This window comes from Micromonospora sp. PLK6-60 (assembly GCF_019890675.1).
Lineage (GTDB): Bacteria > Actinomycetota > Actinomycetes > Mycobacteriales > Micromonosporaceae > Micromonospora.
The window spans coordinates 16,890-31,497 of the sequence record NZ_JAIOAA010000026.1 but is presented as its reverse complement, the minus strand read 5'-3'; the positions used below and the strand labels follow the sequence as shown (position 1 = coordinate 31,497).

The 14,608-nt window shown below is 74.1% G+C and carries 14 protein-coding genes; 7 read left to right on the top strand and 7 right to left on the bottom strand.

Going from position 1 to position 14,608, the window contains the following annotated elements:
* Window positions 1-12 precede the first annotated feature (12 nt).
* Window positions 13-984 (top strand): pirin family protein, encoded by a 972-nt coding sequence (locus K7640_RS28300; RefSeq protein WP_222957985.1) that lies wholly within the window; start codon window positions 13-15, stop codon window positions 982-984.
* A gap of 54 nt (window positions 985-1,038) precedes the next feature.
* Here the strand turns inward: K7640_RS28300 and K7640_RS30490 are convergent, their stop codons facing one another.
* Complete coding sequence (locus K7640_RS30490; protein ID WP_255610116.1) at window positions 1,039-1,167, bottom strand: hypothetical protein; 129 nt, start codon at window positions 1,165-1,167, stop codon at window positions 1,039-1,041.
* Window positions 1,168-1,294: 127 nt separating this feature from the next.
* Between K7640_RS30490 and K7640_RS28295 the strand changes: the two genes are divergently transcribed.
* Window positions 1,295-2,884, top strand: coding sequence for a phospholipase D-like domain-containing protein (locus K7640_RS28295; RefSeq protein WP_222957984.1), 1,590 nt, complete (start codon window positions 1,295-1,297; stop codon window positions 2,882-2,884).
* On the opposite strand, the gene K7640_RS28290 is transcribed toward K7640_RS28295, so the two are convergent.
* Entirely contained in the window at window positions 2,813-3,778 is a 966-nt protein-coding gene (locus K7640_RS28290) for a hypothetical protein (protein ID WP_255610115.1), read from the bottom strand. The genes K7640_RS28295 and K7640_RS28290 overlap by 72 nt on opposite strands.
* Before the next feature lie 377 nt (window positions 3,779-4,155).
* Here K7640_RS28290 and K7640_RS28285 point away from each other — a divergent pair, with 377 nt between their 5' ends.
* On the top strand, window positions 4,156-4,980 hold the full coding sequence (locus K7640_RS28285) for a SigB/SigF/SigG family RNA polymerase sigma factor (RefSeq protein WP_222957983.1): 825 nt from the start codon (window positions 4,156-4,158) through the stop codon (window positions 4,978-4,980).
* 76 nt (window positions 4,981-5,056) lie between these two features.
* Here K7640_RS28285 and K7640_RS28280 read toward each other — a convergent pair whose 3' ends face one another.
* The gene (locus K7640_RS28280; RefSeq protein ID WP_222958016.1) at window positions 5,057-5,788 is read right to left on the bottom strand and encodes a class I SAM-dependent methyltransferase; all 732 of its coding nucleotides are present in this window, start codon (window positions 5,786-5,788) and stop codon (window positions 5,057-5,059) included.
* A 90-nt stretch (window positions 5,789-5,878) separates the two neighbouring features.
* Between K7640_RS28280 and K7640_RS28275 the strand changes: the two genes are divergently transcribed.
* A complete protein-coding gene (locus K7640_RS28275; RefSeq protein ID WP_222957982.1) occupies window positions 5,879-8,545 on the top strand; it encodes an ATP-dependent RNA helicase in 2,667 nt (888 codons plus the stop codon).
* A 64-nt stretch (window positions 8,546-8,609) separates the two neighbouring features.
* On the opposite strand, the gene K7640_RS28270 is transcribed toward K7640_RS28275, so the two are convergent.
* Window positions 8,610-9,338, bottom strand: coding sequence for a PP2C family serine/threonine-protein phosphatase (locus K7640_RS28270; RefSeq protein ID WP_222957981.1), 729 nt, complete (start codon window positions 9,336-9,338; stop codon window positions 8,610-8,612).
* A 229-nt stretch (window positions 9,339-9,567) separates the two neighbouring features.
* On the opposite strand from K7640_RS28270, the gene K7640_RS28265 reads away from it, so the two are divergent.
* Entirely contained in the window at window positions 9,568-12,186 is a 2,619-nt protein-coding gene (locus tag K7640_RS28265; protein ID WP_222957980.1) for a glycoside hydrolase family 9 protein, read from the top strand.
* Between the two features lie 170 nt (window positions 12,187-12,356).
* Here K7640_RS28265 and K7640_RS30485 read toward each other — a convergent pair whose 3' ends face one another.
* Window positions 12,357-12,692, bottom strand: coding sequence for a flavin reductase (locus K7640_RS30485; RefSeq protein WP_255610114.1), 336 nt, complete (start codon window positions 12,690-12,692; stop codon window positions 12,357-12,359).
* Between the two features lie 175 nt (window positions 12,693-12,867).
* Between K7640_RS30485 and K7640_RS28255 the strand changes: the two genes are divergently transcribed.
* Window positions 12,868-13,617, top strand: a complete 750-nt coding sequence (locus tag K7640_RS28255) for a DUF5753 domain-containing protein (RefSeq protein WP_222957979.1) — start codon at window positions 12,868-12,870, stop codon at window positions 13,615-13,617.
* Window positions 13,614-13,799, top strand: a complete 186-nt coding sequence (locus K7640_RS28250) for a DUF397 domain-containing protein (protein ID WP_222958015.1) — start codon at window positions 13,614-13,616, stop codon at window positions 13,797-13,799. Before K7640_RS28255 ends, K7640_RS28250 begins: the two co-directional genes overlap by 4 nt.
* A gap of 9 nt (window positions 13,800-13,808) precedes the next feature.
* Here K7640_RS28250 and K7640_RS28245 read toward each other — a convergent pair whose 3' ends face one another.
* Window positions 13,809-13,973 (bottom strand): hypothetical protein, encoded by a 165-nt coding sequence (locus K7640_RS28245; RefSeq protein WP_222957978.1) that lies wholly within the window; start codon window positions 13,971-13,973, stop codon window positions 13,809-13,811.
* Window positions 13,974-14,055: 82 nt separating this feature from the next.
* Window positions 14,056-14,292, bottom strand: a complete 237-nt coding sequence (locus tag K7640_RS28240; RefSeq protein WP_222957977.1) for a hypothetical protein — start codon at window positions 14,290-14,292, stop codon at window positions 14,056-14,058.
* Window positions 14,293-14,608 lie beyond the last annotated feature (316 nt).

The following is a 14,608-nucleotide window of genomic DNA, read 5'->3' as shown; positions in this document are numbered from 1 at the left end:
AAGGAGCCCTCGATGCCCGCGATCACCGTCGACGACGTCCTCGTCCTGCCCCGCCTGCCGCGCCTCGACGAGTCCACCAGCTACCGGCCGGTCCGCCGGCTGACCACCGCGCCCAGCGGCTACGAGGGCGAGGGCTTCCCGGTGCGCCGGGCCTTCGCCGGGGTGCCGATGAGCGAGCTGGACCCGTTCATCCACCTCGACCAGATGGGTGAGGTCGACTACGCCCCGGGCGAGCCGAAGGGCACCTCGTGGCACCCGCACCGCGGCTTCGAGACGGTGACCTACATGATCGACGGGATCATGGACCATCAGGACTCGCAGGGCGGCGGCGGCACCATCACCGACGGCGACACCCAGTGGATGACCGCCGGCAGCGGCCTGCTGCACATCGAGGCGCCGCCGGAGCACCTGGTGGTCAGCGGCGGGCTGTTCCACGGCCTCCAGCTCTGGGTGAACCTGCCCCGGGTGGCCAAGCTGATCCCGCCGCGTTACCAGGACATCCGGGGCCGGGAGTCGGCGCTGCTCAGCACGCCCGACGGCGGCGCGCTGATCCGGGTGATCGCCGGTGAGGTGGCCGGGCACCGGGGGCCGGGTTCGACCCACACCCCGATCACCATCGCGCACGTGACGGTGCAGCCCGGCGCCGAGCTCAGCCTGCCCTGGCGGGCCGACTTCAACGCCCTGGTCTACGTGCTGGCCGGGCGGGGCACGGTCGGCACCGACCGCCGCCCGATCCACACCGGCCAGCTCGCGGTGCACGGTCCGGGCGACGCGCTGCGGGTCACCGCGGCCGACCGCCAGGACGCCAACACCCCCGCGCTGGAGCTCTACATCATGGGCGGGCAGCCCATCCGGGAGCCGGTGGCGCACTACGGGCCGTTCGTGATGAACACCCGCGCCGAGCTGATCCAGGCCGTGGAGGACTTCCAGGCCGGCCGGCTCGGGGTGGTCCCGACGGAGCGGATGCCGCACACCGACGCCTGAGGCACGCGTACGGCGGGGGCGTCCCGGGGTTCACCCGGGGCGCCCGTGCCGCGCTCAGGACACGGCGAAGATGCCGGCGATACCCAGGAGCACCATCACCAACACCGCCACCAGCGCACCCCGTTCACCCTCCACCGCCTGCGGGCGGTGCTCGGTCACGGTGTTCGTCGTCTCGGCGGGCATGGGGTGGCCTCCTCGGTTGTCGTTCGTTCTCGGTCACCCGCGCGGTCACGTCGGCGTACGCCGGAGGTGCGCGACCGTCGCGGTGGTCATACCGTGAGGACGTCGTCGACCTCGGGAGGGCTGGAACGTGGCGCTGCGGGACTGGTTCCTCACCGCGCGGGAACGCGCCAACCCGGTCTCGGAGTTACCCGTCTGGACGACCGGAAACCTTGCCGAGCCGTTAATTCACGGCGCCGCGTACTTCGACCGCCTGGTCAGTGCGGTATCCGCGCTCGGCCCCGGCGACCACCTCTTCTTCACCGACTGGCGCGGCGACCCGGACGAGCGGCTGCGCCCCGACGGCCCGACCGTGGCCCAGCTGTTCGCCCAGGCCGCCCAGCGCGGCGTGGTGGTCAAGGGGCTGATCTGGCGCTCCCACCTCGACGCGCTCTCCTACAGCGAGGCGGAGAATCGCGGCCTCAGCGAGACGCTCCGCGCCGCCGGCGCGGAGGTGCTGCTCGACCAGCGGGTCCGCCGCGGCGGTTCGCACCACCAGAAGCTGGTCGTGCTGCGCCACCCCGACGCCCCGGAGCGGGACGTCGCCTTCGCCGGCGGGATCGACCTGTGCCACAGCCGCCGGGACGACGCCGACCACGCCGGTGACCCGCAACCGGTGCTGATGTCGCCCCGGTACGGGCCGCACCCACCCTGGCACGACGTGCAGCTGGCGTTGCGCGGGCCGGTGGTCGGCGCGCTGGACACCACGTTCCGCGAGCGCTGGACCGACCCGATGCCGCTGGACTCGGAAAATCCGCTGGCGTATGTGCGGGACCGGCTGCGCGGCGCCGACCTGAGTCCCGACCCGCTGCCCGCGCAGCCGGCCGATCCGCCGCCCTGCGGCCCGCACGCCGTCCAGGTGCTGCGCACCTACCCGGCGGTACGCCCGCGCTACTCCTTCGCCCCGGACGGCGAACGGACGGTGGCCCGCGGCTACACCAAGGCGGTCCGCCGGGCCCGGCGGCTGATCTACCTGGAGGACCAGTACCTCTGGTCGACCGAGGTGGCCGAGCTGTTCGCCGAGGCGCTGCGGGCGAACCCGGAGCTGCACCTGGTGGCTGTCGTCCCTCGCCACCCGGACGTGGACGGCCGGCTGGCGCTGCCACCGAACATGGTCGGCCGGGAGCAGGCCCTGTCGCTCTGCCACCGGGCGGCGCCGGACCGGGTGCACGTCTTCGACGTGGAGAACCACGACGGCGGCCCGGTCTACGTGCACGCCAAGGTGTGCGTGGTGGACGACGTCTGGGCCAGCGTGGGCAGCGACAACTTCAACCGGCGCTCGTGGACCCACGACAGCGAGCTGTCCTGCGCGGTGCTCGACGAGACCCGCGACGAGCGCGCGCCCGCCGACCCGGCCGGGCGGGGCGACGGGGCCCGGGTCTTCGCCCGGGAGCTGCGCCTGCGGCTGTGGCGCGAGCACCTGGACCGGGACCCGGACGGCGACGAGGACCACGACCTGCTCGACCCGGCCAAGGCGGTCGAGGCGATCACCTCGGCGGCCGAGGCGTTGCAGCGGTGGCACGACGGCGGGCGGGTCGGCCCCCGCCCGCCGGGCCGGCTGCGCCCGCACCGACCCGAGCGGCTGCCCTGGTACACCCGGGCCTGGGCGCTACCGGTCTACCGGCTGGTCTACGACCCGGACGGCCGGCCACTGCGGGCCCGGCGCGCCGGCACGTTCTGAGCCGCCGCCCACCGCCGGCGCCACGTCGTACGGCCAGTGCGGTCCCGGCCCGTTCCGCAGCCGCCCGGGACCGGGGCCGCCGAAACCGGGGCCGGCCGACACCTCCGAGCGGTGCCCGACCGGCGGCCGGTCCGGCCCGGCGGGCTCGCCGCGCGGCCGCCCCGCCGCAGGTTCGTCCCGTTCGGCGCGCCGGGGCCGGGGCGGGTCGGCGACCGGCTCCTCCGGCAGCGGCCACGAGGTGAGCCCGCCCGGATGGGCGAACGAGGAGCGCGGGGCGTAGAACCCCCAGGCGATGGTCAGCGGGTTGGCCGGGCGCAGCGCGTACGCCGGGTGCCCGGGGTCGAGGAACTCCACCGACTCGATCTCGAACGGGGCCACCGGCTCCGCGATGAACGGGTAGACGGCGCTGACCACCTCGCCGTCGCGGCGGGTGAGGAAGCGGTGATGGCCGCTGTGGATCTGGTGACCGGTGTCCCCCACCCGGCAGCGGGCGCGGATCAGCGGCTGGCCGGCCGCCTCGGTGACCGACGCCAACTCCTCGCCCCGCACCTCGATGGTGGTCCGGCCGGGCGCCGCCGGTGCGCCGCGGGCGGCGGCGTAGTCGCTGATCAGCGGGCTGGAGGCCAGGTAGTGGGTCCACCAGCCGCCGGGGTGCCCGCCGGGGGCGTCCAGCCCGGCCAGGGTGACGCCCAGGTAGGTCAGCGAGTACGGCCCGAGCCCCGAGGACTGGGTCGCGTCGTCCACCACGTACTGGTTCATGAAGACCTGGCGGTCCGGGCGGGGGTGCAGCCCGGCCGGCACCAGGGCGGCCACCGCGTCGGGGTCCGCCGGCAGCCAGCTGACGTAGAGCGTGCGGCACTGCACCACGAGCTGGGGTGCGGCGGGGTCGAGCACAGGACCTCCAACCAGGGATACCTCACGGACGCTACGGCTGGTCCCGCCGGCGGGACAACGACGGATAAGCGACAGTCGACGCCGGTTGTCGGGTTCCTTCTTGCCCGATCGGCCGGCCCGCTCCTCCGCCCGGGTCACCCGGATCGTCGATCGGTGGGCCCCCCGGTGGCCCGCAGGTACCGGTAATCGTGATCACAAACCGTGGACGTATGACCGATTCACGGCTTATCGCGAGGAAAATTACTTAAGGACATCGTACTTTCGGCTAGATTTCTGCGAGACGATCAGGCTAAGGTGAGTCCCGAACGGACCAACTCAAGCTAAACCGAAGCGTCACGTCTTTTTTATCCGCGGACGAGGTGCAGGGAGGACCACCCATGACCGCGCCGACCACTGCGCAGACTGCAACCGCCGTACCGACGACCACCGAGAAGCTGGACCCGCGGGCGCTCACCGACAGCGCCGCGGACCTGCTGAACGCGATGGCCGCCCTGCCGGCGAACCACCCTTCCCGCGCCGCCATGCGCGACAAGGCGATCGAGGCCTGGCTGCCGCTCGCCAACCACCTCGCCCACCGCTACAGCGGCCGGGGCGAGCCGACCGACGACCTGGCGCAGACCGCCGCCGTCGGCCTGATCAAGGCGATCGACAAGTTCGACCCGTCGCGCGGCGTCGACTTCGCCGGTTACGCCATCCCGACCATCATCGGCGAGCTCAAGCGGCACTTCCGCGACCGCACCTGGGACATCCGGGTGCCGCGTCGCCTCCAGGAGCTGCGGCTGGCCATCTCCGACGCCAACAGCTCGCTGCTGCAGACCCTGGGCCGCTCCCCGACGGTCGCCGACATCGCCGCCCACCTCAAGCTCACCGAGGAAGAGGTTCTGGAGGGCCTGGAAGGCGCCCGCGCCTACAACGCGGTGTCGCTGTCCACTCCGACCGGCGACGGCGACCGGGCCACCGAGCTGGGCGACATGCTCGGCGGCGAGGACAACGAGTTCGAGCTGGCCGAGCTGCGGGTCGCCCTCGGCCCGGCGCTGGCCACGCTGGACGAGCGCGAGCAGAAGATCCTCACGCTGCGCTTCTACGGCAACCTGACCCAGTCGCAGATCGCCGAGCAGATCGGCGTCTCGCAGATGCACGTGTCGCGGCTGCTCGCCCGGGCGCTGACGAAGCTGCGGGGGCAGCTCGACGGCACGTACTGAGCCTGTCAGGGGGTGGTGCGATGGCCGGGCCGGCGGGCCCGGCCATCGCCGTGTCCGCCCTCGGTCCGCAGCCGGCTCAGCGCAGCACCAACAGGTCCAGCGAGTCCACCACAGGCGCCTCGGGCGCCCGGTCCGCCGCCGCCCGCAGGCGCGCCACCCCCCGGTCGTAGTCCGCGTCGTCGAGCAGCAGCAGCGGGGTGTGCGCGGCGCGGCGCAGCCCCACGGCGGCGGCCCCCAGCGACGGCGCGGTGACCTGCGGCACCGACTCCAGCGCGACCGGCGCGAACCCCGCTTCGCCGAAGGCGGCGCAGATGTCGGCCACCGACGGATAGCTCTCCACCACGCGCAGCGCCTCCGGGAACCACCGGAACAGGCTGATTCCGCCACCCCGGCCGGCGAAGACGGACCGGATCAGCACCGGCGCCCCCGGCCGCAGGGTCCGGCGCAGTTCGGCGGCGACCGCCGGGAGATCCGGCAGGTGATGGATCACCGTCGAGATCCACGCGCCGTCCAGGCTGGCCGCCGCGACCGGCAGCGCCTCCGCGCGCCCCGCCACCAGCACCGGGTACGCGCACCGCGCCCGCATCGCCGCCGCCGGCTCGACCGCCAGCACCTCCGCGCCGTACCACTGCCGGAAGGCGGCGGACCAGGTGCCGGTGCCCGCCCCGAGGTCGAGCAGGCGCAGGCCGGCCCGCGCGGGCAGGTGCCGGGCCACGGCGGCCCGCCAGGCGGCCAGCCCGTCCAGGTTGAGTTGCCGGCCGGCGGCGAAGGCGGCCGAGTTCTTCTCGTCGTACGCGATGCGCCCCATCGGCTCAGCCAACGCGATCATTCGACACATCTCAATATGATGCCCAACACCCCCGCACCCCGGCCGGGGCGGCGGTGCGAGAGTGGGGGCGTGCTCTCCGACGTACCCCTGGATCTGCCCGTGCGGGCGGCGCTGCCGCCGCTGGTCGCGGCCCTGCGCGCGACGGGCGCGGCCGTCCTGGTGGCCCCGCCGGGCACCGGCAAGACCACCCTCGCGCCGCTCGCCGTCGCCGACGAGGTCGCCGGCCGGGTGCTGGTCGCGCAGCCCCGCCGGGTGGCGGCCCGGGCGGCGGCGCACCGGATGGCCGCGCTGCTCGGTGAGCGGGTCGGCGGCCGGATCGGGTACGCGGTGCGTGGCGAGCGGCGCACCGGGCCGGACACCCGGATCGAGGTGGTCACCACCGGCCTGCTGCTGCGCCGCCTGCAACACGACCCCGAGCTGCCCGGCGTGGCCGCGGTGCTGCTCGACGAGGTGCACGAGCGGCAACTCGACGCCGACCTGACGCTCGCCTTCGCGGTGGAGGCGCGGGCGGCCCTGCGCCCCGACCTGTGGCTGCTGGCCATGTCCGCCACCCCGGACGCGGAGCGCTTCGCCGCCCTGCTCACCGGCGACGCCGGGACGCCGGACCACGGCGGCACCGCCGGGACGCCGGACCACGGCGGCGGGGCACCGATCATCCGGGCCAGCGCCGCCCTGCACCCGGTGACCCGGATCTGGGCGCCACCGCCGCGGCCGGTGCTCGCCCCGGGCCCCACCCGGGTCGCCCCCGCCCTGCTCGACCACGTCGCCGACACGGTCCGCCGGGCACTGCGCGAACGCGACGGGGACCTGCTGGTCTTCCTGCCCGGAGCCGGGGAGATCGCCGGCGTCACCCGCCGGCTGGCCGACCTGCGCGACCGGATCGCCCTGACGCCCCTGCACGGGCGGATGCCCGGCGCCGACCAGGACGCGGCGCTGCGGCCCGGCCCCCGGCGGCGGGTGGTGCTGGCCACCGCCGTCGCGGAGAGCAGCCTCACCGTGCCCGGCGTCCGGGTGGTGGTGGACGCCGGACTCGCTCGGCTGCCCCGGATGGACCTGGCCCGGGGCCTGGGCGCCCTGGTCACCGTGCCGGTCTCCCGGGCCGCGGCCACCCAACGCGCCGGCCGGGCCGGGCGGGAGGCGCCCGGTTACGTCTACCGGTGCTGGTCCGAGGCCACCCACCAGCGGCTGGCGCCGCACCCCGAGCCGGAGATCTCCACCGCCGACCTGACCGGCTTCGCGCTGGAGCTGGCCGCCTGGGGCGACCCCGACGGAGTGGGACTGGCCCTGCCCGACCCGCCCCCGGCGGCCGCCATGACCGTCGCCCGGGAGACCCTGGCCAGCCTCGGCGCGGTGGACGCCGACGGCCGGATCACCGGCCGGGGCCGGGCCATCGCGGCGGCGGGCGCGCATCCCCGGCTGGCCCGGGCGCTGCTGGACGGGGCGCCACGGGTGGGCGCGGACCGGGCCGCCGAGGTGGTCGCCCTGCTGGCCGAGGAGAGCGTGACCGGGCCGGGCGACGACCTGCCGGCGGCCTGGCGGCGGCTGCGCGCCGGGGCCGACGCGGGCGCCACCGCCCGCTGGCGGGCCGAGGTACGCCGGCTGCGTGCCTCCCTGCCCACCCCGGCCGACGCCTCCCGGCCCGCCACCCGTCCGGCCGAGCCCACCCCGCCCGACGACCCGCATCCGACCCGGCGCACCCCGTCCGGCGGCGCTCCGCCGAACACCCGTTCCGGGCCGTCCGGTGGCGACCGGCTGCCCGACGACCTGGCCGCCGGGCTGTTGGTCGGGCTGGCGTACCCGGAGCGGCTGGCCCGGGCCCGCCGGACCGGCGGCGGGTCCTACCTGATGGCCGGCGGTACCGCCGCGGAGCTGGCACCCGGATCGGGGCTGACCGGCTCCGGCTGGCTGGCCGTCGCGGTCGCCGACCGCTCCCCCGGCGCGCCCACCGCCCGGGTCCGGTCGGCCGCCCCGGTGGACGAGGCGACCGCCCGCGAGGCCGCCGCCGCGCTGCTCACCGAGGACCGGGAGATCGGCTGGGCGGACGGCGACGTGGTGGCCCGCGAGGTGGTCCGGCTCGGCGCGATCGAACTGGTCGAACGCCCGCTGCGCCGGCCGGAGCCGGACCGGCTGGCCGCCGCGCTGCTGGCCGGGCTCCGGCGGGAGGGACTGGCACTGCTCGGCTGGACCCCGGCGGCGCACGCGCTGCGCGACCGGCTGGCCTTCTGCCGGCACGCGCTGGGCGACGACTGGCCGGACGTCGGCGACGACGCGCTGCTCGCCGCCGCGCCGGACTGGCTGGGACCGGAGCTGGCCCGAGCCCGACGCCGGGCCGACCTGGGCCGGATCGACGTGGCCGGTGCGCTGCGCCGGCTGCTGCCCTGGCACCTCGCCGGCCGACTGGACGAGGTGGCCCCGGAGCGGCTGACGGTGCCGAGCGGCTCCCGGATCCGGGTGGACTACACCGACCCCGCCGCTCCGGTGCTCGCGGTGAAGCTCCAGGAGACCTTCGGCTGGGCGACCGCGCCCCGGATCGGCGACGGACGGGTCCCGGTGCTGCTGCACCTGCTCTCCCCCGCCGGTCGGCCGGCCGCCGTCACGGCCGACCTGGCCTCCTTCTGGCGCACCGGCTATCCGCAGGTCCGGGCCGAGCTGCGCGGCCGGTATCCCCGTCATCCGTGGCCGGAGGACCCGACCAGCGCCCCACCCACCCGGCGCGCCACCCCCCGCCGCCGGTAAGGAGGGGCCCCTGTTAACGCATTCTGCATAGCAGGGGCCCCCTGTTAACACCTGGCGGCCGGGATCAGTCCTCGTCGGTGACGTCGGCGATCAGCACCGTGATGTTGTCCGGGCCGCCGGCGCGCAGCGCCAGCTCGATCAGCTGGCGGGCGCACCCGTCCCGGTCGGCCGCGCCGCCGAGCACCTCGCTCAGCGTGTCCGGCCGGACCACGTTGGAGAGGCCGTCGCTGCACAGCAGCCAGCGGTCGCCCGCCCGGGGGACCATCGTGGCGTACGCCGGGGAGACCTCGTCGCCCTGCAACGCCTGGGTGACCACGGCCCGGCGGGGGTGGCTGCCGGCCTCCTCGGGGCTTATCACGCCCTGGTCGACAAGCATCTGCACGAAGGTGTCGTCCCGGGTGACCTGCTTGAGCACACCCTCGCGGTACAGGTAGGCCCGGGAGTCGCCGACGTGCGCCAGGGCCAGGCAGCTGCCGGTACGGGCGAACAGCAGCGCGGTCAGGGTGGTGCCCATGCCCTGCCGTTCCGGGTCCTCGGTCACCGCCTGCCGGATCCGGGTGGTGGCCAGCTGGATGCCGCTCTGCAGCGCCTCCACCAGGGCGTGTTCGGGGGTTTCGACGTCCAGTGGCCCGACCGAGTCGATAGCGATCCGGCTGGCGAGGTCACCGGCGGCCATGCCGCCCATGCCGTCGGCGACGGCGACGAGCCAGGCGCCGGCGTGGTAGGCGTCCTGGTTTCCGCTGCGGATCAGCCCACGGTCGCTCGCCCCCACGGAACGAAGCTTCAGGGTCATGGCACGCAGCCTGCCAGGCCGAGGGCCGGATTGTCTCTAGGAGATCGGGACGACGGCGCGTCGCGCGGCGAATCTCACGTCGGGCCGACCCGGCAGCTCATTCAGCCAGATCAATTGACATGCGGGTTACCCGCTGGAAGCATCGGGCTGAAAAGTGGGAGCGCTCCCAGCACTCGTGGGAGTTTCCCCTGGTCAACCGCACCGGAACCTCACCACCGGAGGAATCCCCGTGACGCCATCCACCCGTCGCCGACGCCGCCACGCGGCGCTCGCCGCGGCGACCGCCCTCGCCCTCACCGGCGCGGGCGCCGCCCCGGCGTACGCCGAGGTGCCGCCCGACGCCCCCGAACAGATCAGCAACGGCGACTTTAGCGCCGGCGTCAGCCCGTGGTTCTCCTACGGCACCGGCCAGCTCGGGGTGACCGACGGCTGGCTGTGCACCACCGTCGCCGCCGGCACCGCCAACCCCTGGGACGCCGGCATCGGCCAGGACGGCGTCCGGCTGCTCGCCGGCGCCGAATACACCCTCTCCTTCGACGTACGGGCCACCCCGGGCGCCGGGGTCAAGGCGGTGCTCCAGCAGGGCAGTGCCCCGTACACCGGGTATTTCACCGCCGACGTGGCCGCCGGCACGACGGTGCAGCACGTGGAGCGGACCTTCACCGCGCCCACCGAGAACCCGTCCGCGCAGTTGATCTTCCAGATCGGCGGGAGCGCCGCCGCGCAGACCTTCTGCCTGGACAACGTGTCGCTGCGCGGCGGCGAGCCCGCCCCGCCGTACGAGCCGGACACCGGGCCGCCGGTGCGGGTCAACCAGGTCGGCTACCTGCCCGGCGGCCCGAAGCACGCGACCGTGGTGACCGAGGCGACCGAACCGCTGGCCTGGCAGCTGCGCTCGGCCGCGGGCGCGGTGGTGGCCGCCGGCAGCAGCACCCCGCGCGGCGTGGACGCCGCCTCCGGGGAGAACACGCAGACCGTCGACTTCTCCGCCTTCCGCACCCCGGGCACCGGCTACACGCTGGTGGTCGACGGCGCGGCCAGCCACCCGTTCGACATCTCCGGGACGCTCTACGACGGGCTGCGCGCCGACGCTCTCCAGTTCTTCTACGCCCAGCGCAGCGGCACCCCGATCGACGGTGACCTGATCGGCGCCGAGTACGCCCGCCCGGCCGGCCACCTCGGCGTGGCGCCCAACAAGGGCGACACCGACGTGCCCTGCCAGCCCGGGGTGTGCGACTACCGGCTGGACGTGCGCGGCGGCTGGTACGACGCGGGCGACCACGGCAAGTACGTGGTCAACGGCGGCATCGCCACCTACCAGCTGCTGAACGCGTTCGAGCGGACCAAGACCGCGGAGACCGCCGACGGCGGCGCGGCGCTCGGCGACTCGACGTTGCGGGTGCCCGAGCGCGGCAACCAGGTGCCGGACATCCTCGACGAGGCGCGCTGGGAGCTGGACTTCCTGCTGCGCATGCAGGTGCCGGCCGGCAAGCCGCTGGCCGGGATGGTGCACCACAAGATCCACGACCAGAACTGGACCGGCCTGCCGCTCGCCCCGCAGGACGACCCGCAGCCGCGCGAGCTGCACCCGCCGTCCACCGCGGCCACCCTCAACCTGGCCGCCGTCGCCGCCCAGTGCGGCCGGCTCTACGCCCCGTACGACGCGGCGTTCGCCAAGCGCTGCCGGGACGCGGCGCGCACCGCGTACGCGGCGGCCAAGGCGCACCCGGCGATCTACGCCAGCCCGACCGACGGCAACGGCGGCGGCGCGTACGACGACAGCGACGTCACCGACGAGTTCTACTGGGCGGCCGTCGAGCTGTACCTGACCACCGGGGAGAAGGCGTACCTGACGGACCTGACCGCCTCGCCCCGGCACACCGCCGATGTGTTCGACGCCGCCGGCGCGTTCGGCTGGCAGAGCGTGGCCGCGGTGGGCCGGCTCGACCTGGCCACCGTGCCGAGCAACCTGCCGGCCGCCGAGAAGGCCCGGGTCCGCGCGTCGGTCACCGCCGCCGCCGACCGCTACCTGGCCGCGCTCACCGACCAGGCGTACGGGCTGCCGCTGCCCGGCACCCCCGCGGCGTACGTGTGGGGCAGCAACAGCAACGTGATCAACAACGTGATCGTGCTGGCCACCGCGTTCGACCTGACCCGGAACGCGAAGTACCGGGACGGGGCGGTGCAGGGCGCGGACTACCTGTTCGGCCGCAACGCGCTGAACATGTCGTACGTGACCGGCTGGGGTGAGCAGCACGCCCGCAACCAGCACAGCCGGATCTTCGCCCACCAGCTCGACCCGGCGTCGCCGAACCCGCCGGCCGGCTCGCTCGCCGGTGGCCCGAACGCCGCCCTCCAGGACCCGTTCGCCGCACAGCTGCTGGCCGGCTGCGCGCCGATGTTCTGCTACGTGGACGACATCAACTCGTACGCGACGAACGAGGTGGCGATCAACTGGAACTCGGCGCTGGCCTGGCTGGCGTCCTTCCTCGCCGACCAGGGCGACGCGGGCGCGGTGCCCGCGCCGAGCTGCGCGGTCAGCTACACCACCCACGGCAGCTGGCCGGCGGGCTTCACCACCCAGGTGACCGTACGCAACACCGGCAGCTCCGCGGTGAACGGCTGGTCGCTGCGGTGGGCGTTCCTCACCGACCAGAAGGTGACCCACTCCTGGTCGGCGGAGGTCGCCCAGGCCGGCGCGACGGTCACCGCGAAGAACCTGCCGTGGAACGCGAAGATCGCGCCCGGGGGCTCGATCACGTTCGGCCTGAACGGCTCGACGTCCTTCGGCCCCAACCCGGATCCGGGTCTGGTCACCCTCAACGGCCGGGCCTGCACCCTGTCCTGACCCGCCCGCTCGATCACGCTGCCCGCATGATCGCGCTCGCACCCCGCGCATGATCACGCTCGGTCCCTGAAATAGGGGCCTTCCGGTTGCCGGAAGGCCCCTATTTCCATGTTCGAGCGTGATCATGACCGTCGACCCCGGGGCGAGCGCCCAGGTGAGGAAGCGCGCGATCATGACCGCCTACCCCCGGGGCATGGGCCCAGGCGACGAAGCGGGCGGTCATGACCGCCGGCTCCGGGGGCGCGGGCCCAGGTGAGGAAGCGGGCGGTCAGCTCCGCCGGATCGGGCTGGCCGCCGAGCTGGGCGAGCTGCCCGGCGGCCTCGCTCATCACCGTCGCCAGGTACACCAGCAGCGCCGTCCGGTCGTCGCGGTACTCGGCCAGCAACGCCAGCCGCGCCGGCTGGCACGGCCAGTGCGCGCCGCACGCCCGGCACCGCCACAACGGCCGCATGGGTACGTGCGGACGCGCCGGCCGGGACGGCGGGGCGGGTTCACGACTGCTCACGGCGGCCTCCTCGTCGTACGGCTGGGGCCACCCGGCCGGGCGGGCCGGGAGCGACCGGCGGTCCCGCCCACGACGGCGGTTTCGCTGCTGGAAACCCTGCCGCGCGTCGCGCGACGGCCACACCGCGTGACGATAGGGTCGGCGGACGTCCGGAACGTCCCTCGTGGAGGCAGGCATGAACGACGCGCTGCGGATCGCCATGGCGGAGGCCGGCGAGACCGCCGAATCGCTCGCCGGCCACGTCGGGGTGGACCCGAAGACGGCCGCCCGCTGGGTGACTCCGGGTCGGGTACCGCACCCCCGGCACCGGGCGGCGGTCTGCGCCACGCTCGGCCGGGAGGTTGGCGAGCTGTGGCCGGACGTGGTCAGGCCCCGCGAGCCGGTCTGGTTCCTGCCCTGGGCCGAGGTGGAACGCCGCGCCGACACCCTCCGCTCGTTCCAGCCGACCGTCGTGCCCGGCCTGCTGCAGACCGAGGCGTACGCACACGCGGTGCTGAGCTGCGGCCCGCTCGCCGGCGACGAGGTGGAGGGCTACGTGGCCGCCCGGCTGGCCCGGCAGGCCGACGTGTTCGGCCGGCCCCGGCCGCCGCTCACCGTCTTTGTCATCGACGAGGTGGCGCTGCTGCGGGGCGACCCGGAGATCATGCGCCCGCAGCTCGACCACCTGGTGGCCATGGCCCGGCGCCCGAAGGTGCTGCTGCACGTGGTGCCGCTGAGCGCCGGCTTCCACCCCGGCCAGGCCGGCCCGCTCGTGCTGGCCACCACCGACACCGGCGAAGATCTCGCCTACCTCGACGACCAGGCCGCCGGTCGCACCACCAAGGACATTGCCGCCCTCCGGCAGGTCTGGGACACTCTCAGGTCGGTGGCGTTGCCACGCGACCAGACCATCGAGTTCCTGACGAGGCGAGAATGGCTGAGCTGACCGGCGCCCGGTGGCGCACCAGCACCCGCAGCAGTTCCAACGGCGGTGACTGCGTCGAGGTCGCCGACAACCTGCCCGGCGTGGTCGCCGTCCGCGACTCCAAGGACCGCGACGGCGGCACCCTCACCTTCGCGCCGGCGGCGTGGCGGACGTTCGTCGACGGCGTACGGTCGGCGCGCTGACCACGGCGGCTAGCCGCCGCCGCGACGGCGGGCCTGATAGATCGACACGGTCGCCAGCAGGACCAACGCGATGCCGCCGACGACTCTCGACGTACGCTCCAGGGTCGTCAGCTCCGGGCTGTCGACCAGCGGGCCCAGCACCACCACCGAGAGCAGCAGGAACACTGTCGCCACTCGCAGTTCCAGATTGCGGAAAGAGTTGTCAGGCGCCACTGCTGATCCGGATCACTCGTCCTGCGCGGTTTCCATGAGCCCTTCATAAGTCGGTTGACCGCCAGGGCGAAACCTCATTCTTTGTCAGTGCTCTTGCCCGGTCACGCATACTGTAGTGAATGGCCAGGCCGACAAGCACCGCCAAAAGTCCGAAGAAGAATGCTGTCGCCACGAGCGCTCGTGAGGTTGTCGACCACCCGTGAGTCAGCGCCTGAAAGAGAATGGTGCCCGCCAGGCCGACGACAAAGATGGTCAACGCCAGCTTGATCTGATACTTCATCGGATGCTCTCGCTACCACCGTCGGCTTCACCGATCGCTGTCTGGTCGCCCGTCGCAAAAGAGCTGCCGCAAACCGGGTCGGATCCAACTGGATCCGACCCGGTTTGCTCCACCGGTGCCCGTTGCCGGCCTAGCTATTTGATGGGCGAGCGGCAATTCCTGCGGCAATCAGGAGCGCCGAACTTACTGAGAGGAAGACACCGACCGTACGCGAAGTGCCAGTATTTCCGCGCGCGATATCGATCACCACACTGACAAGCGATCCAGCGAGCAGGACGCAGCCGAGAGCGATTGCCTGCTCGGGAAAGGCTCTAGA